The 20,353-nt window shown below is 43.0% G+C and carries 20 protein-coding genes; 2 read left to right on the plus strand and 18 right to left on the minus strand.

Features of this window, described 5'->3' with window-relative positions:
• Window positions 1-42: 42 nt before the first annotated feature.
• The 7 genes from parC to E2491_RS00870 all read right to left on the minus strand — a co-directional run bounded on the left by parC (window position 43) and on the right by E2491_RS00870 (window position 8,558).
• Complete coding sequence (gene parC / locus E2491_RS00840; protein WP_134371572.1) at window positions 43-2,475, minus strand: DNA topoisomerase IV subunit A; 2,433 nt, start codon at window positions 2,473-2,475, stop codon at window positions 43-45.
• A gap of 6 nt (window positions 2,476-2,481) precedes the next feature.
• Complete coding sequence (gene parE / locus E2491_RS00845) at window positions 2,482-4,434, minus strand: DNA topoisomerase IV subunit B (RefSeq protein WP_134372250.1); 1,953 nt, start codon at window positions 4,432-4,434, stop codon at window positions 2,482-2,484.
• Between the two features lie 247 nt (window positions 4,435-4,681).
• The gene (locus E2491_RS00850; RefSeq protein WP_244093849.1) at window positions 4,682-5,092 is read right to left on the minus strand and encodes a CoA-binding protein; all 411 of its coding nucleotides are present in this window, start codon (window positions 5,090-5,092) and stop codon (window positions 4,682-4,684) included.
• 13 nt (window positions 5,093-5,105) lie between these two features.
• Window positions 5,106-6,008, minus strand: coding sequence for an ABC transporter substrate-binding protein (locus E2491_RS00855; RefSeq protein ID WP_134371576.1), 903 nt, complete (start codon window positions 6,006-6,008; stop codon window positions 5,106-5,108).
• 11 nt (window positions 6,009-6,019) lie between these two features.
• Complete coding sequence (locus E2491_RS00860) at window positions 6,020-6,931, minus strand: ABC transporter substrate-binding protein (protein ID WP_134371578.1); 912 nt, start codon at window positions 6,929-6,931, stop codon at window positions 6,020-6,022.
• A gap of 11 nt (window positions 6,932-6,942) precedes the next feature.
• Complete coding sequence (locus E2491_RS00865) at window positions 6,943-7,584, minus strand: ABC transporter permease (protein WP_134372252.1); 642 nt, start codon at window positions 7,582-7,584, stop codon at window positions 6,943-6,945.
• On the minus strand, window positions 7,584-8,558 hold the full coding sequence (locus E2491_RS00870) for an ABC transporter ATP-binding protein (protein WP_134371580.1): 975 nt from the start codon (window positions 8,556-8,558) through the stop codon (window positions 7,584-7,586). The genes E2491_RS00865 and E2491_RS00870 overlap by 1 nt, the downstream gene beginning before the upstream one ends.
• 268 nt (window positions 8,559-8,826) lie before the next feature.
• Here E2491_RS00870 and plsY point away from each other — a divergent pair, with 268 nt between their 5' ends.
• Entirely contained in the window at window positions 8,827-9,411 is a 585-nt protein-coding gene (plsY, locus tag E2491_RS00875) for a glycerol-3-phosphate 1-O-acyltransferase PlsY (RefSeq protein ID WP_134371582.1), read from the plus strand.
• A 31-nt stretch (window positions 9,412-9,442) separates the two neighbouring features.
• Here plsY and E2491_RS00880 read toward each other — a convergent pair whose 3' ends face one another.
• Window positions 9,443-9,694, minus strand: a complete 252-nt coding sequence (locus E2491_RS00880) for a hypothetical protein (RefSeq protein ID WP_134371584.1) — start codon at window positions 9,692-9,694, stop codon at window positions 9,443-9,445.
• Between the two features lie 82 nt (window positions 9,695-9,776).
• Between E2491_RS00880 and E2491_RS00885 the strand changes: the two genes are divergently transcribed.
• Window positions 9,777-10,070, plus strand: a complete 294-nt coding sequence (locus tag E2491_RS00885; protein ID WP_134371586.1) for a HesB/YadR/YfhF family protein — start codon at window positions 9,777-9,779, stop codon at window positions 10,068-10,070.
• A gap of 123 nt (window positions 10,071-10,193) precedes the next feature.
• Here the strand turns inward: E2491_RS00885 and E2491_RS00890 are convergent, their stop codons facing one another.
• The 10 genes from E2491_RS00890 to E2491_RS00935 all read right to left on the minus strand — a co-directional run bounded on the left by E2491_RS00890 (window position 10,194) and on the right by E2491_RS00935 (window position 20,348).
• Window positions 10,194-10,505: a hypothetical protein gene (locus tag E2491_RS00890; protein WP_134371588.1), complete on the minus strand. Its 312-nt coding sequence runs from the start codon at window positions 10,503-10,505 to the stop codon at window positions 10,194-10,196.
• An 18-nt stretch (window positions 10,506-10,523) separates the two neighbouring features.
• Window positions 10,524-10,967 carry an acyl-CoA thioesterase gene (locus tag E2491_RS00895; protein WP_134371590.1) on the minus strand — a complete coding sequence of 148 codons (444 nt, stop codon included), beginning with the start codon at window positions 10,965-10,967 and terminating at the stop codon, window positions 10,524-10,526.
• Between the two features lie 104 nt (window positions 10,968-11,071).
• Window positions 11,072-11,206, minus strand: coding sequence for an FbpB family small basic protein (locus E2491_RS00900; protein ID WP_166805758.1), 135 nt, complete (start codon window positions 11,204-11,206; stop codon window positions 11,072-11,074).
• 532 nt (window positions 11,207-11,738) lie between these two features.
• Window positions 11,739-14,450 carry an aconitate hydratase AcnA gene (gene acnA, locus E2491_RS00905; protein ID WP_134371594.1) on the minus strand — a complete coding sequence of 904 codons (2,712 nt, stop codon included), beginning with the start codon at window positions 14,448-14,450 and terminating at the stop codon, window positions 11,739-11,741.
• Window positions 14,451-14,688: 238 nt separating this feature from the next.
• A complete protein-coding gene (locus E2491_RS00910) occupies window positions 14,689-16,143 on the minus strand; it encodes an amidase (RefSeq protein ID WP_134371596.1) in 1,455 nt (484 codons plus the stop codon).
• A gap of 13 nt (window positions 16,144-16,156) precedes the next feature.
• Window positions 16,157-16,795, minus strand: coding sequence for a thermonuclease family protein (locus E2491_RS00915; protein WP_134371598.1), 639 nt, complete (start codon window positions 16,793-16,795; stop codon window positions 16,157-16,159).
• A 12-nt stretch (window positions 16,796-16,807) separates the two neighbouring features.
• Complete coding sequence (locus tag E2491_RS00920) at window positions 16,808-17,446, minus strand: lytic transglycosylase domain-containing protein (RefSeq protein WP_134371600.1); 639 nt, start codon at window positions 17,444-17,446, stop codon at window positions 16,808-16,810.
• A 43-nt stretch (window positions 17,447-17,489) separates the two neighbouring features.
• Window positions 17,490-17,978: a MarR family winged helix-turn-helix transcriptional regulator gene (locus E2491_RS00925; protein ID WP_134371602.1), complete on the minus strand. Its 489-nt coding sequence runs from the start codon at window positions 17,976-17,978 to the stop codon at window positions 17,490-17,492.
• 193 nt (window positions 17,979-18,171) lie between these two features.
• On the minus strand, window positions 18,172-19,719 hold the full coding sequence (locus E2491_RS00930) for a glycine betaine uptake BCCT transporter (RefSeq protein WP_134371604.1): 1,548 nt from the start codon (window positions 19,717-19,719) through the stop codon (window positions 18,172-18,174).
• Window positions 19,720-19,931: 212 nt separating this feature from the next.
• Entirely contained in the window at window positions 19,932-20,348 is a 417-nt protein-coding gene (locus tag E2491_RS00935) for a hypothetical protein (RefSeq protein WP_134371606.1), read from the minus strand.
• Window positions 20,349-20,353: the final 5 nt, after the last annotated feature.

Genomic DNA, 20,353 nt, shown 5'->3' on the forward strand with positions numbered 1-20,353 from the left:
AAGAAAGCGGTACCCTCTTCCATTCCCTGTATGATGATTTTATTAAACCTCTTCCGTATTCAATTCAAACCAGATCCTCGTGACCTTACCGCTCTTCTGTTCATCAATGACAAAGGAGCCGTTTGAATATCGGTCATTTACTCTGAGTGAGGCAGGATTAATTGCAAACCGCTCTAACTTTTCTGTTTCTGCTGAAACAGCAATATCTGATTTGTTCTCAACGGCAAGGATACCGACGATCCGGTGAGGATTACTTTTCAGTTCCCTCAGCATGACCAGTCCTCTTTTCGCCCTGCCGCTCAGCTCGAATTCTGACACTGACATTTTCTTTACAGATCCGCGCTGTGTCATCACAATCAGCTGAGATTCCTCTGATACAATCTGTCCTCCGATGACTTCGTCGCCATCCTTCAGGTTGATTCCTTTCACACCGGCTGCACGCTGACCAATTGGTGCAGCTTCAGATTCATGGAATCGCAGACCGTAACCAAGTGACGTGGCAAGAAGTATTTCTTTTGTTCCGTCAGTTACGAAAACATCAAGAAGCTCATCACCTTTTTTAACATTTAAAGCAACGAGTGCTCTCGCTGTTCGCTGAGCGTTATAAAGTGAGAGTTCTGATTTTTTCAGCATGCCATTTCGTGTAATGAACGTCAGATACTTTTCACCGCTGAAATCATTTACCGGAATTACGCGCACAAGCTGCTCATCCTTTTCAAGCGTCACGAGTGATGATACGTGTTGACCGAGATCCTTCCAGCGGATTTCCGGCAGCAGATGGACCGGATAGTGAATATAGTTACCTTTATTTGTGAACAGCAAAATGGATTCAGTCGTATTGATGTTAAACAGCCCAAGCATTCTGTCTGATTCCTTCATGGCAAAATCCTTACCGTTAGATGCAGAATAAGATCGCAGTGATGTCCGTTTAATATAGCCGTCAGCCGTAACCGATGCAATGACATCTTCACTGGCTATGAGCACTTCCATATTAATCTTAATATCTTCGATGACATCTTCAATCACAGATAACCGGTCATTTTTGTACTGCTTCTGTATGCCTCTTAATTCTTTCTTAATGACTGACAGCAGCTTTGTTTCATTATTTAAAATAGCCTGCAGCTGTTCCACTTTCGCATCCAGTTCTTCAGCTTCTTTTTGAAGCGCCGTCACATCTGTGTTTGTTAAGCGGTAAAGCTGTAAGGACACAATGGCCTCTGCCTGTGCTTCTGTGAAATCAAACAGCCGCTTGATGTTCTCCTTCGCATCTTTTTTGTCCTTGGAAGCTCTGATGGCCTCAATTACTTCGTCAAGAACGGATAAAGCTTTTATCAGACCTTCAACGATATGTTTTCTTTTCTGTGCTTTATCATAGTCGAATTTCGTTCTTCTGGTAACAACTTCCTTCTGGTGCTCGATATAAGCATCAAGAAGGCTGTTCAGCCCCATCAGCATAGGGCGTTTATTATAAATAGCAACCATATTAAAGTTGTAATGTACCTGCAGATCTGAATTTTTATATAGGAAGTTGAGTACGCCTGTTGCATCTGCCTCTTTTTTCAGCTCGATAACAATCCGCAATCCGGTTCTGTCTGTTTCATCCCGGACTTCTGCAATTCCTTCAACTTTACGATCTGCACGGAACTCATCCATTTTTTTAACGAGAACGGCTTTGTTGACCTCGTAAGGAATTTCTGTAATGACCAGCTGCTGTTTACCGCCGCGGATATCTTCAATATCAACTTTTCCGCGAATGACAATTTTACCTTTTCCTGTTTCATAGGCGTTTCTGATCCCTTCAACACCCTGAATAATACCGCCTGTAGGAAAATCCGGACCTTTGATGACTTTCATCAGATCATCCACTGTACAAGACGGATCTTCGATGCGCATGACGGCAGCATCAATGACCTCACCTAAATGATGTGGCGGAATTTCAGTGGCATACCCGGCTGAAATTCCTGTAGACCCATTCACCAGCAGGTTTGGATAACGTGCCGGCAGAACAACAGGCTCTTCAGAAGTATCATCGAAGTTTGGAATATGATCAACGGTCTCAGCATCTATATCGCGGAGCAGTTCCCCTGAGATCGCTGACAGCCTTGCCTCTGTATATCGCATTGCTGCCGCAGGATCACCATCAATACTTCCGTTATTACCGTGCATCTCCACAAGACGGTTACGCACTTTCCATGACTGGCTCATCCGAACCATCGCATCATACACAGACGAATCTCCGTGAGGATGATAATTACCTATTACATTCCCGACGGTTTTAGCGGATTTACGAAAGCCTTTTTCATGCGTGTTTCCTTCCATATGCATGGCATAAAGAATTCGTCTTTGAACAGGCTTCAGTCCATCCCTTGCGTCAGGAAGAGCCCGCTCCTGAATAATGTATTTACTGTATCGTCCAAATCTGTCCCCTAAAACTTCTTCGAGAGGAAGATCCTGAAAGCGTTCTGTTGCTGTCATAAAAGCTTATTCCTCCTCCGAAACCATGATTGACTCATTCTCTAAAATATTCTGATTATCTTCAAGTCCAAAAGCGACGTGGGATTCAATCCACCTTCTGCGCGGCTCTACTTTATCCCCCATCAATGTGGTTACTCTGCGTTCCGCTCTTGCACCATCATCGATTCTGACGCGTATCAGCGTTCTCGTAGCGGGATCCATGGTTGTTTCCCAGAGCTGAGAAGCATTCATCTCACCAAGTCCTTTGTAACGCTGAAGCATATAGCCTTTACCGACCTTTTTCGTAACCGAACCGAGTTCATCATCTGTCCATGCATACTCAATTACTTCTTTCTTTCCGCTTCCCTTACTTACCTTATACAGTGGTGGCAGGGCAATATATACTCTTCCGGCCTCCACAAGCGGTTTCATATAACGGTAGAAGAACGTCAGAAGTAAGACCTGAATATGTGCACCATCCGTATCGGCATCGGTCATGATAACAATTTTATCGTACTGAACATCGTCCAGATTGAAATCAGCCCCTACACCTGCACCGATTGCATGGATAATCGTATTAATCTCTTCATTTTTAAAAATATCTGCAAGCTTGGCTTTTTCCGTATTGATTACTTTTCCGCGGAGCGGCAGGACAGCCTGAAACTTCCGGTCACGTCCCTGCTTTGCACTTCCACCGGCAGAATCACCCTCGACGAGATACAATTCGTTTTTAGCCGCATTTCTTGACTGCGCAGGTGTCAGCTTTCCGGAAAGAATCGTATCTGACTTTTTTCTTTTCTTTCCGTTACGTGCATCTTCCCTGGCTCTTCTTGCTGCCTCCCTCGCCTGCTGTGCGCGAATTGCTTTCTTGATTAGCAGCGTACTGATCTCAGGATTCTCCTCAAGGAAATAAAGCAGTTCCCCTGCAATAATGCCATCAACGGCAGACCTTGCCTCTGTTGTCCCAAGTTTACTTTTGGTCTGTCCTTCAAATTGCAGAATTTCTTCCGGAACCCTGACAGAAATGACGCTTGCAAAACCTTCCCTGATATCTGATCCTTCAAGGTTTTTATCTTTTTCCTTCAAAAGGTTTACTTTTCTCGCGTATTCATTGAATACGCGGGTGACTGCTGTTTTTGCACCCGCTTCATGAGTTCCGCCGTCTTTTGTTCTTACATTATTGACAAAGGACAGAACGGTTTCAGAAAATCCGTCATTAAACTGAAAAGCAAATTCCGCTTCGATGCCGTTCTGTGAGCCTTCAAATGACACAACCGGGTGGAGCGTATCTTTCTCTTCGTTAAGGTATGAAACAAATGCTTCAATCCCTGTATCAAATTTAAACGTTTCTTTGTTGCCGTCACGTTTATCCTCAATATCAATTGTAAAACCCTTAAGTAAAAAAGCACTTTCTCTCAAGCGTTCACTTAACGTTTCGTAATTAAAATGAGTAACGCTGAAAATCGATGGGTCCGGTTTAAAGTGAATATAAGTTCCGGATTCTTTTGTTTTACCGGTTTTCTCAAGCGTCGTAACCGGCTTACCTCCTGATTCAAACCGCTGCTTATAAATAAAGCCGTCACGGTAGATCGTTACCTCTAGCCATTCTGATAGTGCATTAACAACTGAGGCGCCAACACCGTGCAGGCCTCCGCTCGTTTTGTATCCACCCTGTCCGAATTTTCCTCCAGCATGAAGAACGGTAAAAATGACTTCGGGCGTCGGCTTACCTGAGCGGTGGATCCCTGTCGGCATTCCACGTCCGAAATCCCTAACAGAAATACTGTCATCCTCATGGATTTTCACATCAATTCGTTCGCCATATCCGCCGAGTGCTTCATCGACGGAATTATCTACAATCTCATAAACCAGATGGTGAAGTCCTCTGGCATCAGTTGAACCGATGTACATCCCCGGACGCTTGCGGACTGCTTCAAGTCCCTCGAGCACCTGGATAGCATCATCGTTATATTCCATCATTGCTTTTTTAGCCACAAATAATTCCCCTTCCAACCGTACAAACAGGTGTTCGTTTTTCTTTATTATAGCATATTTCACCTGGTTCCCATCATATTCTATCCTTTTTCTATGAATGATTTCAAATGCATCTTGAAAATTTTCTTTCGTTGCAGCTTTCATTTTAGCTGTTTTCTATCATTATTTTTGCTAATGATACGATTGGTAATCATAGAAAAGGAACCAGCGCAAATGCGCTGGTTCCATCTCTTCAGGATCTGGTCAGACTGTGTTCAACCTTGATACACCGGTCCATAATAACGGTGCGGCCTGCTGATTCAATTTTACGGAATACTTCCTCATCCATCACGCCAAGCTGCGTCCAGAAAACGGGTGCATCAGACTTTAGGAAATCCTCTGCAAGTTCCGGTAGAAATACTGATCGTCTGAAAACATTCACAATATCAATTTTACCTTCAATCTCTGACAGGCTCTTCACAGCCTTAACACCTAAAGCTTCTTTAATCATTGGATTGACAGGAATAATTTCGTATCCCGATGCCTGCATCGCTTCAGATACTCCGTATGATGTTCTTGAAGGATCATCACTTAAACCTATCACCGCAATTCTTTTTGACGTGTCCAGAATTTCCTTGATCTGTTCTCTTGAGGGATTATTGATCATCTTGATCCTCCTATTCAATTAAGCCTTTCTCCATTAAAAACTCCTCTGCAACGGTTGCATAATCATCTCCGTCAATATCAACACGGGCGTTCATGGCTTGCATATCTTCTTCCGTAATTTGACCTGAGAGGCCACTCAGTACTTCTTCAAGTTCAGGATACGTTTCAAGCACTTCCTGTCTGACTACAGGCACTGCATCATATTTAGGGAAAAACCCCAGGTCATCTTCAGTCGTCTGTAGGTTAAAGCGCTCGATACGACCATCTGTTGTAAAAGCAGGGATCACATCTACTTCACCATTTTGGACAGCTTCATACATGATGTTTGCATCAAAGCTTTCTGTAGCAGCAAACTCATAGCCGTAGGCTTCAACCAGTGCATCGTATCCGTCACCCTGTCTCTCGTAAAAAGCGTGAGGTGCACCGAAGGTCAGATCACTCGAAATCTCTGCAAGGTCCGAATATGTTTCTGCTGAAAAATCAGCATCTTCAGCAAAAGCCAGCGTATAATCATTGGCAAACCCTAAAGGCTCAAGCCAGGTAATTTCATACGCTTCCTCATATCCGGTACGGACCCGTTCAAGAATACTCTCACTTGATTCTCCTTCGTCTGCCTGTTCACCCAATACGGCTTCAAGTCCTGTACCTGTGTATTCCACATACATATCAATATCACCATTTTCAAGCGCAGGCTGAAGAATGGCCACTTCTCCAAGTCCTTCCTGCAGATCCACTTCGTAATCAGAATGATGCTCAATATACATTTCCAGAATATGCGGCAGAATATATTGTTCCGTCCACGGTTTACCGGATACAACAATCGGATCAAGGTCTGATCCACTTCCGGAATCTGATCCGCATGCTCCTAAAATTAATGTTGATGAGATTGTGATTAATACAGCTGTTTTTTTCATATGTTCACGTCCTATTCCTCAATTAGTCCTTTTGATTGTAAAAATTCCTGTGCAACGGTACGGTAATCATCTCCGTCAATATCAACCCGTGCATTCATCTCCTGCATTTCTTCATCTGATATCTGTCCGGCAAGCCCATTCATGACTTCTTCAAGTTCCGGATAATCTTCAAGGATGTCCATTCTGACAATCGGAACAGCATCATATTTCGGGAAAAACCCCAGATCATCCTCAGTCGTAACGAGATTAAAGCGCTCGATTCGACCATCTGTTGTAAATGCCGGGATAACGTCGACCTGACCGGTTCTCACCGCATCATACATGATACTGGCATCAAAGCTTTCCGCAGATGTAAACTCATAGCCGTAAGCCTCAACAAGCGCATCATAACCGTCTCCTTCACGCTCATAAAAAGAGTGTGGTGCACCGAAGACAAGCTCGTTACTGACGCCGGCAAGCTCTGTGTAGGTGGTCGCCGTAATGCCGGAATCTGCTGCATAAGCCATTGTATAACTGTTTTCAAATCCCAGTGGCTCGAGCCACGCCACTTCATAGCGCTCCTCGTAACCTTCCCTTACTCTCTCCAGAATGGACTCGCTTGATTCGCCCTGATCTGCTTTTTCATTCAGCACCGCTTCAAGCCCTGTGCCGCTGTATTCTACGTACATATCAATATCACCATTCTCAATTGAAGGGGTCAAAATCGCCACTTCTCCAAGTCCTTCTTCAAGTTCGACTTCATACTCAGAATTTCCTTCAATGTAGAGCTCAAGAATATGTGGAAGTATGTATTGCTCTGTCCATGGTTTTCCTGCCACAATAATCGGTTCATCCGCACTCCCAGATGTGTTACCGCATGCCCCCAGGACAACTGCTGATGATACCATGACTATTCCGGATGCTGCTTTCGACCATTTTTTCATTCCGTCACCCCTTATTTTGATTTCAACCCTTTTGGCGTTGTCTTTTTCTCAAGAATTTTTAAAATAAAATCAAATAACAGCGCAAGCAGGGCAACCGGAATCGCACCAGCCAGCACAAGGTTGTTGTTATAAGATTGCAGCCCTCTCCAGATTACGTCACCAAGACCTCCTGCACCGACAAACGTTGCGAGTGTCGCCACACCTACTGTAAGGACGGTTGCAGTCCTGATTCCAGCCATCAGAAATGGCAGCGAAAGCGGCAGTTCAATTTTAAAAAGAATCTGACTGCCTGTCATACCCATTCCTTTTCCTGCTTCAATGACGCCTTCATCCACTCCAGTTATGCCGGTATAGGTATTTCTTAAAATTGGAAGAAGTGCATAAATAATTAAGGCGATTAATGCTGTTTCAAAGCCGATTCCTAAAATCGGAACGAGAAAACCGAAAAGAGCCAGACTCGGAATAGTCTGAAAAACGGCAGTGATGCCAATATAAAACTCAGCAACCTTTTGATTACGTGATATAAATATGCCAAGAGGAAGGCTGATCAGGATGGCAATAAAAATGGCAGTAAAGGATAAATACAAATGTTCAAGTGTACTCTCAATTATTAAGTCCTGTCTCTGAATAACGGTATCGAAAAATGTCTGTATCATTGTTTCACCTCCTCACGATCAATGCCTGCAAGCACTGCAAGGAGAGTGTTTTTTTCTACTATGCCAACAGGGTCACCATGATCAGTGACAGATAAATGGTCAAGTCCGTGTTTAAGCATAAAACGCACTGCTGATTGCAGTGATTCTGTTTTATCCAATGAGTGCTGGTTTGTTATGTCTGATATCATTGATGATTCAACAAATGAGGCAATACTCTGTTGTGAGGGATTAGACATGTGTGTTTGAATCCGTTCTTCTCCGATAAAAGAACGGACAAAATCATTTGCAGGATGCTCTACAAGCTCCTGAGGTGTAGCAATCTGCTCAATTACCCCGTCTTTCATTACGACAATTTCATCTGCAATTTTCAATGCTTCATCCATGTCGTGCGTGACAAAAACAATCGTCTTCTTAATGGATGACTGCAGCAGCTTTAATTCATCCTGCAGCTGTTCCCGGCTGATCGGATCCAGTGCGCTGAATGGTTCATCCATTAAAATGATAGGCGGTTCACCCGCGAGCGCTCTGACTACCCCGACACGCTGCTGCTGTCCACCGCTAAGCTCAAGTGGGTAACGCTTCTTATAAATGTCCGGCTCAAGGCCGACAAGTTTCAGAAGTTCATCAACGCGTTCGATATACTCATTTTTCTTTTTACCTTTCAGCTTCGGAATCAACCCTACATTTTCCTCAATTGTCATATGAGGAAACAGCCCGATTCGCTGAATGACATAGCCGATATTCCTTCTTAATTCTACCTCACTGACCTGGTTCGTATCCTTCCCGTCGATTTCAATGGTTCCTGACGTAATACTGATCAGCCGGTTAATCATCTTCATCGTAGTCGTTTTGCCGCAGCCGCTTGGTCCAATCAGCGCTACAAGCTTACCTTCTCTAATATGTAAATTCATGTTTTTAATGGCTTCTGTGCCATCTTCAAAGGTTTTTGAGACATTTTTAAACACAATCATAGATCTACCCCCATTTTCATTCTTTTTTTCTTAATTCCCTAGTAAAATCGTCATAAACATTTTTTATCGATTTTTGTCGGTGTTTGTATTATTTTTTTGAGAAACGAAACTTGAATAAATTTTTATCGTTAGAACCAGGCTTTTCATGATAATATAGACCATATAAACTTCACTTGAATAAGACGGTTTTACTTAGTGGTTCTCATACATAAAATGGATTAATAAGTGAATTTATATGAATTTCACGGTAAGATAAGGGGATTATTAAATGGAACTTGTTGTTTTGTTTCTTGCAGCATACATAATCGGATCGATCCCGTCAGGTCTTTGGATAGGAAAAGCATTTTTCAAGAAGGATATTCGAAATTTCGGCAGTGGAAATCTTGGGGCAACCAATACTTTCAGAGTCCTCGGCAAAAAAGCAGGTGCTATTGTAACGGTCATGGATATTCTTAAAGGAACCGCCGCTACCTTATTACCGCTGGCTTTTGACCGTCCTGAGCTGATGCTGTACGCCGGTGCGGTTTCAGTCATTGGTCACATTTTCCCGATTTTTGCCGGGTTTAGAGGCGGCAAAGCAGTCGCAACGTCTTCCGGTGTCCTGCTCGGGTATGAACCGCTGTTATTTGTACTGGTCGTCATCTGTTTTCTGATTGCTCTTAAAATCAGTAAATACGTTTCACTGTCATCAATGATTGCGGGGCTGTTTGCCATTATTTACTGCCTGATCTTTCCGAAAGATCTTGTTTTGTTTATTATCGTGGCGATCATGGCCGGGTTTGTCATTATCAGACATAAAGATAATATAATAAGGATCAAAAACGGAACTGAACCGAAAATAAAATGGATGTAGGGAGTTGCTATCCCTACATCCATTTTTCGTTTTAATGATGAGGGAAAACCGATTCCCCGATAAAAATAAACAAGACAGCAGTTGCTCCAAGCAGTGTGAGACTCGCCAGCCATGCTGTACGGTTTTTATCACTTAACATGATCAGGACAGTATAAATGACAGCTGCGCCAGCAATTGCTATAAACGCTTCTATCCAGTAAGAAGACTCAACCTGGAGCAACGTTTGTAATGCCATCCCGGGAAAGATAAACAGGCCGATCCATAAAAATAATTTTCTTTCCATCAAAACACCCTTTCTTTGTATGTCAGTCATGATTACATTATAATGAACCAAACTCAGGTTTTAAAGGAAGGAGCTTAATCATATGAATATCTCGCTATCTGATGATGTAATTGAATGGTTCAAAAAGGAAATGCAAATTGATGAAGGTGAGCACGTTCGATTTTTCGCACGGTATGGAGGCTCCAGTAAGGTTCAGGAAGGTTTCTCGCTCGGTGTCAGTAAAGATGAGCCTGTAGAACCGGCAGCAGAAACCGAAAAATCAGGTATTCACTTCTTTATTGAGGAAAAGGATATCTGGTATTTTGATGGTCACGACTTAAACGTAAGCTACAGCAGCAAATCGGATGGTCCTGAATACGATTATTCCAAATCGTAAAAAGAAACACTTCAGCGCGGAATTATCAGGTCATACAATAGTTTAACTAGACAGGGTCAGCCTGAGGGAATGACCCTGTCTCTGTTCTGCTGATTTCCATTCTGTCGTATCAAGAAAGTGAATCTAGCGGCGTTTCAAATTGAACCGGTTAATATGCTGTTCAAGCCCTTCTTTTTTTAGAATCTCGTACTGAATGTCGCCGATCAGGTCAAAATGTGAATAGCCATCTTTTCTTTGGTGAATCCATTCTTTCTTCAGGTTATACTTTCTTCCCCATTCAGCAAGATCCTCCAGATTTTTGCCTCCTGCTTTTGTGACGGTTTTCATATGCTGAAAACGGTCATCAAGCCAGTAGTGGGTAAGAAATGCGATTTCTCCCTGATCAATTTTCCTCTTCCATTCTGCAATTTCCACACGTTTAATGCCAAAAGCCATGCTGTTTCACCTTCTTACCTATTTTGAAATCGAACTACTGCCTACTGTTTTTTTGTGTTGTTCACATGCCTCATGCCATTCAGGAAAATATTTTTTTACTGAGATAGGACGGAAATTTTCCTTCTTTACACAAACATGTTTCGTTAATCCCGTGGCAGCAACCTGTCCATCCTCTGTTACAATTTCATAGGCATAATGGGTTCTGAGACCGTCGTAGTGATCCATCCAGGTACGAATCACTGCTGTTTGTCCATATCTCACAGGTGTTTTATATGATATATTTACATCCATGACAGGGGCAAGAATTCCCGCGTCTTCCATTTCTGCATATCTGAAGCCCATTTCCTCTATTAGTGACGTCCTTCCGATTTCCATCCAGATTAAGTAGTTGGCATGATAAACGACGCCCATCTGATCGGTTTCAGCATACCGGACTTCTATGGTTTTTTCAGCTGTTAGCATTGTATGTATACACCCTTTCGAATTTCTATAGCTTTTATTATAACGTACGATGTCCCCAGGCAAAATAAAAGCACCCTATCCACCTGGACAGAATGCGATCTGCATTAGTTTTTTTGACCGAATGCCAGCCATCTTTTTTCAAGTTTTTCTTCTATCAGATCCATTTTGACGGGATCTTTTTGAATGTCAGACCGATTCTCTGCCATCAGTTCCTGAAATGTTTTTCCTTTATTGCGCATGAAGTGCACCTCCTCCTTACAGTATGACACTGATGGAGGTGAAATAAACATAAATTGATTGAAAATTTTAATTTTTTGTAAAATTTTTCTGTTTTATGTATAGATTCGATTTTCTTAAAGTATCGTTGGTTACATACAGCCGGGCCTGCCTCATCCTTCGCTTTTGTTTGTGTCTAGCTGCGGCGACTAGCCCCTCGAGGTCATAAGTCAAAGCTGAACGAGGGCAAAAATCAGCCCTCTTTTCATCTTCGCCTTATGCTTGTCGGGGCTGGACAAGTCACCTCCGCTTTTCTAAGGCCGCGCGGTGAGCCAACTAGTGCTCCGCACTACGTTATCTCACCTGTCGCTTCTCTGCCGCAGGAGTCTTCGGATGAGGCAGGCCCTCTGTTACATTAAATATGTGTGTTTTCGGACATCGTTGTTAAGTCTCACAGGAGTCTACAGGTGGTACCTGCCCCCTTGTCTGGTATGTAGGAAAATCAAAAAAACACCTGCACTGGTGGATCAGTGCAGGCATTTTTTGGTTTAATGATTAAACAGTCAGTTTGTCGCGAAGGACCATGCGCAGGATGCCGCCGTGTCTGTAGTAATCTACTTCCACTTCAGAATCGAAACGTGCCAGAACTTCGAATTGTTTAACTGTACCGTCTTCAGATGTTGCTGTTACAGTCAGGATATCACGCGGTTTCACATCGTTTGTGATGTTGACAGCGATGGATTCTTTTCCTGTTAAACCAAGTGTTTCAGCGCTTTCTCCCTTTTTGAATTGAAGAGGAAGTACGCCCATGAATACAAGGTTTGAACGGTGAATTCTTTCATAGCTTTCTGCGATAACCGTTTTAATACCAAGCAGGTTTGTACCTTTTGCTGCCCAGTCACGGGATGATCCCATTCCGTAATCTTTTCCAGCAAGTACAACAAGACCTGTGCCTTCTTCCTGATACTTCATGCAAGCATCATAAATTGGCATAACTTCACCGGTTGGCCAGTGTGTTGTAAATCCGCCTTCAGTTCCAGGTGCGATCTGATTACGGATACGGATATTAGCAAATGTACCACGCATCATGACTTCGTGGTTACCACGTCGTGATCCGTAAGAGTTAAAGTCGCGGATTTCCACGCCATTTGCGCGCAGGTACTTTCCTGCAGGCGTGTCTTTACCAATCGCTCCGGCTGGAGAAATGTGGTCAGTTGTAACAGAGTCACCGAATTTACCGACAACGCGAAGATCTTTAAGCTCTTCAATGTCTGATGGGTGTTCTGTTAGGCCTTCAAAGAATGGCGGGTTCTGGATGTACGTTGAATCGTTAGAGAATGCATAAAGTGCATCATCGTTCGTTTCAATTTCGTTCCATCTTTCGTTATTGTCAAATACACGCTCATATTCTTCACGGAACAGTTCAGGTGTTACAGTTGCTTTCACAATTGCATTCACTTCTTCTGTTGTTGGCCAGATGTCTTTCAGGAAGATGTCCTGACCGTCTTTTCCTTTTCCAATCGGATCGTTCTGAAGGTCAATATCAACCGTACCGGCAAGTGCATAAGCTACGACAAGCGGCGGAGATGCCAGGTAGTTTGCACGCACAAGCGGGTGGATACGTCCTTCAAAGTTACGGTTACCGGAAAGAACAGAAGATACAAGAAGATCACTATCTGAAATTGTTTTTTCAATTTCAGGAAGTAATGGACCTGAGTTTCCGATACAAGTTGTACAACCGTAACCTACAAGATCAAATCCTAATTTCGCCATTGGCTCAAGCAGATCAGAGTCGCGCAGGTAGCCTGAAACGACCTTTGATCCAGGAGCTAAAGAAGTTTTTACGTACTTTGGTACTTCCATGCCAAGCTCAACCGCTTTTTTAGCGACAAGTCCGGCACCAAGCATAACGTAAGGGTTTGATGTGTTCGTACAGCTTGTAATTGCAGCAATCGCAATCGCACCTGTCTTCATAGGTGCAACGTCACCATTGTTGAATTCAACAACTGCTTCTTTGTTGATCTCTTCTTTTTCAAGACCGAAGCCCTGAACGCCTTCTTTAGCAGTAAGTGCTTTATGGAATTCTTTCTGCATGTGAGAAAGTGGAATCAAATCCTGTGGACGTTTTGGACCTGACAGGTTTGGTTCAACTGCAGAAAGATCAAGCTCAACTACGTCTGTGTATGTCGGGTCTTCTTTATCAGCAGTAAAGAACATATCGTTGCGTGTTAAGTATTCCTTTACTACGCTGATATCTTTATCGTCACGGCCAGTTAAGCGCATGTAATCAAGTGACTCTTCATCTACCGGGAAGAATCCGCAAGTTGCTCCGTATTCCGGTGCCATGTTAGCAATCGTTGCACGGTCAGCAAGTGGAAGGTTTGAAACGCCTTCGCCGAAAAATTCAACAAACTTACCTACAACACCCTTTTGACGAAGAACCTGAGTGACTTTCAGTGCAAGGTCTGTTGCTGTTGCACCTTGTGGAAGGCGGTTCGTCAGACGTACACCGATTACTTCAGGAATTGGGAAATACGATGGCTGTCCAAGCATACCTGCTTCAGCTTCAATACCACCTACACCCCATCCAAGAACGCCGATTCCGTTGATCATTGTTGTATGGGAGTCTGTTCCTACAAGCGTATCAGGGAATGCAATTGTTTCACCTTCAGCGTTTTCAATTGCATGAACGACATTTGCCAGATACTCAAGGTTTACCTGGTGAACAATTCCTGTTGCAGGTGGAACGGCACGATAGTTATCGAATGCCTTTTGTGCCCATGAAAGGAACTGGTAACGCTCAGCATTACGTTCGAATTCAAGGTCCATATTAACCTGAAGAGCGTCAGGTGTTCCGTACTTGTCGACCTGAACAGAATGGTCAATAACTAGGTCAACCGGGATCTCAGGGTTGATTTTGTCAGGTGAGCCGCCCATTTTTGACATCGCATCTCGCAGTGAAGCAAGGTCTACAACAGCCGGTACGCCTGTAAAGTCCTGAAGAATAACACGTGATGGTTTAAATGGAACTTCTGATTCAGACACATCTTTTGATCCCCAGTTTGCAAGGTCACGGATGTGATCTTCTTTGATAACTCTTCCATCATATTGACGTAATACAGATTCAAGAAGTACACGGATTGAATAAGGAAGCTTAGCGATTTTCGTTAGTCCTTTTTCTTCCAGTGCTTTTAATTCATAATAATGATAGCGTTTACCTTCAAGCTCAAAAGATTTCTTAGCCTGAAATAAATCCTGGTTTGCCATCTGCTTTTCCCCCTCTAAAATAAATTATCAAGCGACGTTATGTAACTTTTTTCGCACTATTCAATCTTAATATAACTAAGTTCATAAGTAAATATCAATAAAGTTATGTTATTTGATAAGAATAAGTTATCGTAAAATGAAAATACCAAAACATGACGCTCAAAAAGACTATTCAGACAACTTTTTAATTTTCGGAGGACTCTCTTGTTTCCGAAATGAGTGCTTTATTGATATAACATTAACCCTTTACTGCATTCATTAATAGATGGCCGGTTTGAATAAGCCAATGTTCATTACCTTTTGGCGCTATGATCTGAACCCCTATTGGCATTCCATTAGACGCCTGGTGGATTGGAAGACTGATTGCGGGCTGCCCCGTTAAATTTGCCAGCTGAGTATAAGGGGTATACGTTAAGCTCGGCTCAAACATTTCATAGATCAGGTGCTGCTGTGCTGCTGAGGGTAATGAACTGATTTGTTTTAGCCGCTCTGTCATATTCTCTGAATGGTTCAGCTCTCCAAGTTTAGGGGCAATATGTGCAGCTGCAGGTGTAATATACAAATCATAAGTTTCATGAAATTGGTGCATGACTGCTGAAGCCTGATCCCACGCAGCCAGACTCCGGCTGAACTCACCTGCTGAAAGCTTTAACCCAGCCTGTGACAGTGCCCATGATTCAATTTCCATATCTTCATGTGTTAGGATTCTTCCTAAAGCCTGCTCTAAATTATGTATAAGTGAGGCCATTTCTCCGGAATTCATTAAATAGTACTGTTCAATCAGCTGTTTCCCGTCAATGGCAGGCACAGCTTCCTTGCAATCGAATCCCGCTTCTTCTAGCAGCTTAACCGCTTTATAAACGGCTATTCTTGCTTCTTCACTCACTGGCGTTCCAACAGGAGAATCCGTTGAGAATGCTACTCTGTATTTTCTATTCACATTCCTGGTATTTAAATATCCGGCCTCATAAAGAGGAATATGAAATGCGGCTTCCTTTTGAAAAACCTGCATACTGTCAAGCAGCTGAGCGGTGTCTCTGATTGATTTAGTCAAAAAGAAATCAATGGCTGCCCCCTGCCATTGTCTGCCGGTCCCCGGTCCAACAGGAACCCTGCCTCTTGAAGGTTTCAGACCTATCAGGCCAGTAAAAGAAGCTGGAATTCTGATTGAGCCTCCACCATCACTTGCTCCGGCAACCGGCACCATTCCACTGGCAAGAGCAGCTGCTGCTCCACCGCTGGATCCACCAGGAGAGTATTGATGGTTCAGCGGATTTTTCGATGCTCCGTGTAATACCGGCTCCGTAATATTTTTCAAACCGAATTCAGGTGCATTTGTGTGCCCGAGAATGATGAACCCGGCATTTTTCAGCCTTCTTACAAAGTGACTTGTATGCGCTGCTTTATTCTGAGCAAGCAGTTTCGATCCGGCTGTGGCTGGTGACCCTTTTACATATTGAGACATATCCTTTAACAGGATAGGCACCCCGCCAAATGGAGCGGTCACATCAGCGTTTTCCGCTTCGATCCTTGCCTCCTCTAACCTGAGGTGGGTGACTGCATTTACAAGAGGGTTTTCTTTCAGGATGACTTCGTACGCTGTTTCTGTTAATTCTCTTGGTGATACCTGATTTCCCTTTACAAGTGCGGCTAACCCAGTTGCATCAAAGTTCTTAAATTCTTCCGGCTTCATTTAATTCAGCCTCCTATTTTGGCGCTCTAAAACCTGCTTGTTCTGCTTCTTTTTCTGAACAGAACCAAACTTCAGGTATGGTCTGCTCATAGTAAGCAGATTCAGGCGTGTGATAAATTTGATCTCCCCGCGAATTAATATTCCCTTTGATTTCACAACCATTATGTTCAAGCGGACTGTCTTCTGCACTTTGATAGTCTTCTATAGACCATATGCCAACGCCCTCAGACCTAGCTTTTTCTTCGATTGCCCTGAATTCATCCACATATCTGGTGTTCGGAGGATAAACTGCTATTCTGGCAAGCCCTTGTTCCAGAAGCTTTTCATTAAACATTTCATCATTGTGCCATACATAAGCCAGCAGACGTCCATAACGGTCTCTTTCAGACACATCAAGTTCCAGCTCAACCCGCTCACCTTCAAGTCGCGAAGTAAATTCAGATGCTTCAGGTCCATATGGCTGAACACCCAGTGAGGGATGTTTTGTTTCAGGTGTATCAATCAGCAGTAGGCGGATTCTCTCTTCAGATCCGTCATCGAACTGCACATCGAGGGTGTCCCCATCCACGACATATGTCACTTCTCCTGATAACGATTCTTCACTGCAGGCTGATAAAAACACCACAGCCATCAATATCCAACACTTTTTCATCGATTCTCCCTTTTATGGATGTTTTAATTTGTAATCCTCATAAAACCCGAGGACATCTTTTACATACTGGTCACTCCTGTTATACAAAAAGATTGCTCTTTCCAGATCGCCGTCAGCTGCGCCGTTTTGTGACAAATAATTTGCAGCGCTGAATACAGCATCTTCAAGATTATATGGGTCTGCAACACCATCTCCATCCGCATCCACACCGTAGCCGCCGTAATAACCGATCGCTTCAGGATCTGTCAGTTCTTCAACAGGAATATCTCCTTCCCCGAGTCCTTCACAGCTGGGATGAGTCCACCCGATAAATGTACACGGCATAAATTGCATATGTCCCTCTGCGCCAACCGGGGACACGAGTGTATCCATGGACGAAAAGCGTGTTTCGACACGATGGTGTGCAGCAAGGAGTCTCCAGTCCACTCCATAGGTCTCTTCTGCTCTTTTATATACCGGTATGTTTTCTTCTGGTATTTTCAGTTCCACAGGAGCCCCGCTTTGCTCAAGCATATCAAGTGTTTTACCTTTATATTCATCGTTACTGAAAATCATAAAGACCGCTGTAAAAAAGATCACGACGGATCCTGAAAGGAATGTCAGTGCTATTTTACGCCTTCTGGTCTTTTTCTTCTTAGATGTCTTAGCCATTCTGACAACCTCTGCTTTCTTAAATCTCATAAACTTACTTTATCTATTGTAACGAATCCTTAGACGGCTGAACAGGAATTGCCTGTCTCGACGGATTCTTTTTTTCACGAATGATCCCATTCAGTTTCTTTAAAGAACGTACCATCTGTTCGATTTCCTGCTGTGAAATATGTATATAGTAATCATTCACCATCTTCTCATGGAAGTCTTTTATTCTCCGGGCAAACATTCTCCCTTTAGGGCCAAGATAAATAATCGTCTCCCTTTTATTATCAGGATTCTGTTCCCTCTCTATAAATCTTTCCTTTTCAAGTCTGGCAACAGCCTGGCTGACTGCGCTTTTTGAGACGCAGAATTCCCTTGCGATCTCCATTGCAGTGACGGGACCCTTTTCAATACAAAACAATAAGTAAGCCTCTGACTGAGGTGTAAGGTCAAATTGATTTAACGTTTTTAAATCATCTTTTAAAAGGTGACTCATTTCGTCAAAGGATGCGAGCAGCTCTTTGACTGATGTTTCAAGGGTTTTCATTATAATAGCTACCTCTTTTACTAATAGTTAAGTTTACTTAACTTAACTATATCGACAAATCCTTTTCTAATCAAACAATATTCTGATCGATCCCCCAAAATGTGCTTCCTTTCCACTTATTGAAATTTGTCATTTATACGATTTAAAAAGCCTCTATCACACAGACAGCGCGATAGAGGCTTTTTAAATTCTTTTATTTTGAGACAGATTCTGTTTCAGGTTTCTTTGAAGCAGTTTTGTTGACATTCGGTTTAATCATTAAACCAAGCTCTTTTCTTTCTTTATTCAACGCTTTATAGGTTGAAATCATCATGAGTATCATGACAAATGAGAAAGGTAATGCCGCCACAATCAGCGCATTTTGCAGCGCCTGCAATCCACCTGAGAATAGTAGAATAACCGCAACTGAAGACTGTGCGAGTCCCCATGTCAGCTTTACTGTGTTTGGTGGATTAAGTGACCCATAAGTTGTTTGCATTCCGAGCACAAATGTAGCTGAGTCCGCAGATGTGATAAAGAATGTACTGATCAGTAACACGGCAATAACCGAAAGAATGGCTCCGAATTGATATTCATTAAATACTGCAAACAGCACTTCCTCTGTTAACAATCCTGTTAAGTCTGTACCATTCTGCTGAACATTAATGGCACTCGTTCCGAATACCGCAAACCATAAAAAGCTGACTAATGACGGCAGTACAAGTACACCTGCCATAAATTCACGGATCGTTCTGCCTCGTGAAACACGGGCAATAAAGATGCCGACAAACGGTGACCAGGAAATCCACCATGCCCAGTAAAAGATGGTCCATGCATTAATCCAGTCACGATTTCCACCATCAAGCGGAGCTGATCTGAAGCTCATCTCTAAGAGGTTCTGAGCATAAAGACCAAGCGAATTAGTAAATAGGTTCAGAATAAGCAATGTTGGTCCAATAATAAGCATAACCACTAAAAGTGCAACTGCCAAAATCATGTTTGTATTAGACAGATAACGGATTCCCTTACTTAAGCCGGTCCAGGCCGAAATCATAAATAACACCGTTACGACTGCAATAATGAATAATTGAACCGTAAAGCTGATATCGATGCCGGTAAGATAGGACAGACCACCGTTGATCTGGATTGCACCGAAACCAAGTGTTGTTGCAACACCCACAACTGTAGCAAATACAGCGAGGACATCAACAACAACTCCCCATCCTCCCCGCATTCTTTCACCGAAAAGCGGAACTAATGTAGCTGAAATTAAGCCGGGTTCATTTTTGCGGAATTTAAAATACGCAAGGGCTAACGCAACAACCGCATAAATGGCCCATGCATGAAGACCCCAATGGAAGAAAGTATATTGCATAGAATCGCGGAGCGCCTGGTCACTGCCTGCCTCTGCAAGTGGAGGATCACTCGCAAAATGAAGCATTGGCTCTGCTGCCCCCCAGAATACAAGTCCAATTCCCATTCCGGCGCTGAACAGCATAGCAAACCATGTTCTGGTAGAATATTCCGGACGTTCATCCGGTTTTCCAAGTCGAATTTGTCCGATCGGAGTAAGTGCTAAAACAATACAGAAAATAACCATTACGGTTACGATAATTAAGTAATACCAGCCAAATGTTGATGAAACAAAGGCCTGCGCATTGGCGGTTGCTTCTTCAAAGCTTCCAGGTGCAGCAATGGCATAAATAACTGCAGCCAATACGATCGCAAGTGTAATCCAAAATACACTGGATATTTTTTTCATTTTCAATCTCCTTTCTTATTTTGTATGAAGGACTATAGATGTATACCCAAATCCCCGGTAAAAAAACACGTTTATTACGGTAACACACGGTTTTCACCGAATGCAAGTAATATATGTAACCTTATATAGGTAATTAATCTTATATATGGAACAAAAAAGAGATCTGATAATTGAATCAGATCTCATCTCATCTCATGTAAACCATCGTTATTCTATTCATTGTCAACTTCTTCATCGGATGTCTGTATATTTACAGCTGGTTGCTTCGGGAGCTGAGGCTGCAGTGGTTGAGTAACGGACTCATCTTTTTCCTGACTTTCGTATACCTCATTCACTCTCGTCTCTTCATCCACATTTTGACGTACCGGCATATCTGACTTTGTGTCAGTTTGCTCCGATTTTTCGTCTGTGTTAACGGGAGCCTGCTGATCCTGGCTGACGGATTCTTCCACAGGCTGTTCAGTTTCCTGATTTTCATCAATTTCTGCAGCCTCTGCCGGCTCCTGCTCTGCTTTTTCAGGCTGATTCGTATCATCCTGTCCGGCCCATAAAACAAGGGATAGACTTAACACGCTCGCAATGAGGGCTGTTGACATGAAAGACAGTAATATCCATTCCTTTTTTATCATCGTGC

The sequence above is a fragment of the Jeotgalibacillus sp. R-1-5s-1 genome, from assembly GCF_004405105.1.
GTDB lineage: Bacteria > Bacillota > Bacilli > Bacillales > Jeotgalibacillaceae > Jeotgalibacillus.

Excerpts from the sequence above, each read along its gene's own strand:
- E2491_RS00915 (WP_134371598.1), bottom strand. The coding sequence starts at position 16,795 with ATGAAAAAGTGTTGGATATTGATGGCTGTGGTGTTTTTATCAGCCTGC.
- E2491_RS00885 (WP_134371586.1), top strand. The coding sequence starts at position 9,777 with ATGAATATCTCGCTATCTGATGATGTAATTGAATGGTTCAAAAAGGAA.
- E2491_RS00910 (WP_134371596.1), bottom strand. The coding sequence starts at position 16,143 with ATGAAGCCGGAAGAATTTAAGAACTTTGATGCAACTGGGTTAGCCGCA.
- E2491_RS00925 (WP_134371602.1), bottom strand. The coding sequence starts at position 17,978 with ATGAAAACCCTTGAAACATCAGTCAAAGAGCTGCTCGCATCCTTTGAC.
- E2491_RS00930 (WP_134371604.1), bottom strand. The coding sequence starts at position 19,719 with ATGAAAAAAATATCCAGTGTATTTTGGATTACACTTGCGATCGTATTG.
- E2491_RS00880 (WP_134371584.1), bottom strand. The coding sequence starts at position 9,694 with ATGGAAAGAAAATTATTTTTATGGATCGGCCTGTTTATCTTTCCCGGG.
- plsY (WP_134371582.1), top strand. The coding sequence starts at position 8,827 with ATGGAACTTGTTGTTTTGTTTCTTGCAGCATACATAATCGGATCGATC.
- E2491_RS00870 (WP_134371580.1), bottom strand. The coding sequence starts at position 8,558 with ATGATTGTGTTTAAAAATGTCTCAAAAACCTTTGAAGATGGCACAGAA.
- acnA (WP_134371594.1), bottom strand. The coding sequence starts at position 14,450 with ATGGCAAACCAGGATTTATTTCAGGCTAAGAAATCTTTTGAGCTTGAA.
- E2491_RS00855 (WP_134371576.1), bottom strand. The coding sequence starts at position 6,008 with ATGAAAAAAACAGCTGTATTAATCACAATCTCATCAACATTAATTTTA.
- E2491_RS00900 (WP_166805758.1), bottom strand. The coding sequence starts at position 11,206 with ATGCGCAATAAAGGAAAAACATTTCAGGAACTGATGGCAGAGAATCGG.
- E2491_RS00895 (WP_134371590.1), bottom strand. The coding sequence starts at position 10,967 with ATGCTAACAGCTGAAAAAACCATAGAAGTCCGGTATGCTGAAACCGAT.
- E2491_RS00935 (WP_134371606.1), bottom strand. The coding sequence starts at position 20,348 with ATGATAAAAAAGGAATGGATATTACTGTCTTTCATGTCAACAGCCCTC.
- E2491_RS00890 (WP_134371588.1), bottom strand. The coding sequence starts at position 10,505 with ATGGCTTTTGGCATTAAACGTGTGGAAATTGCAGAATGGAAGAGGAAA.
- parE (WP_134372250.1), bottom strand. The coding sequence starts at position 4,434 with ATGATGGAATATAACGATGATGCTATCCAGGTGCTCGAGGGACTTGAA.
- parC (WP_134371572.1), bottom strand. The coding sequence starts at position 2,475 with ATGACAGCAACAGAACGCTTTCAGGATCTTCCTCTCGAAGAAGTTTTA.
- E2491_RS00920 (WP_134371600.1), bottom strand. The coding sequence starts at position 17,446 with ATGGCTAAGACATCTAAGAAGAAAAAGACCAGAAGGCGTAAAATAGCA.
- E2491_RS00860 (WP_134371578.1), bottom strand. The coding sequence starts at position 6,931 with ATGAAAAAATGGTCGAAAGCAGCATCCGGAATAGTCATGGTATCATCA.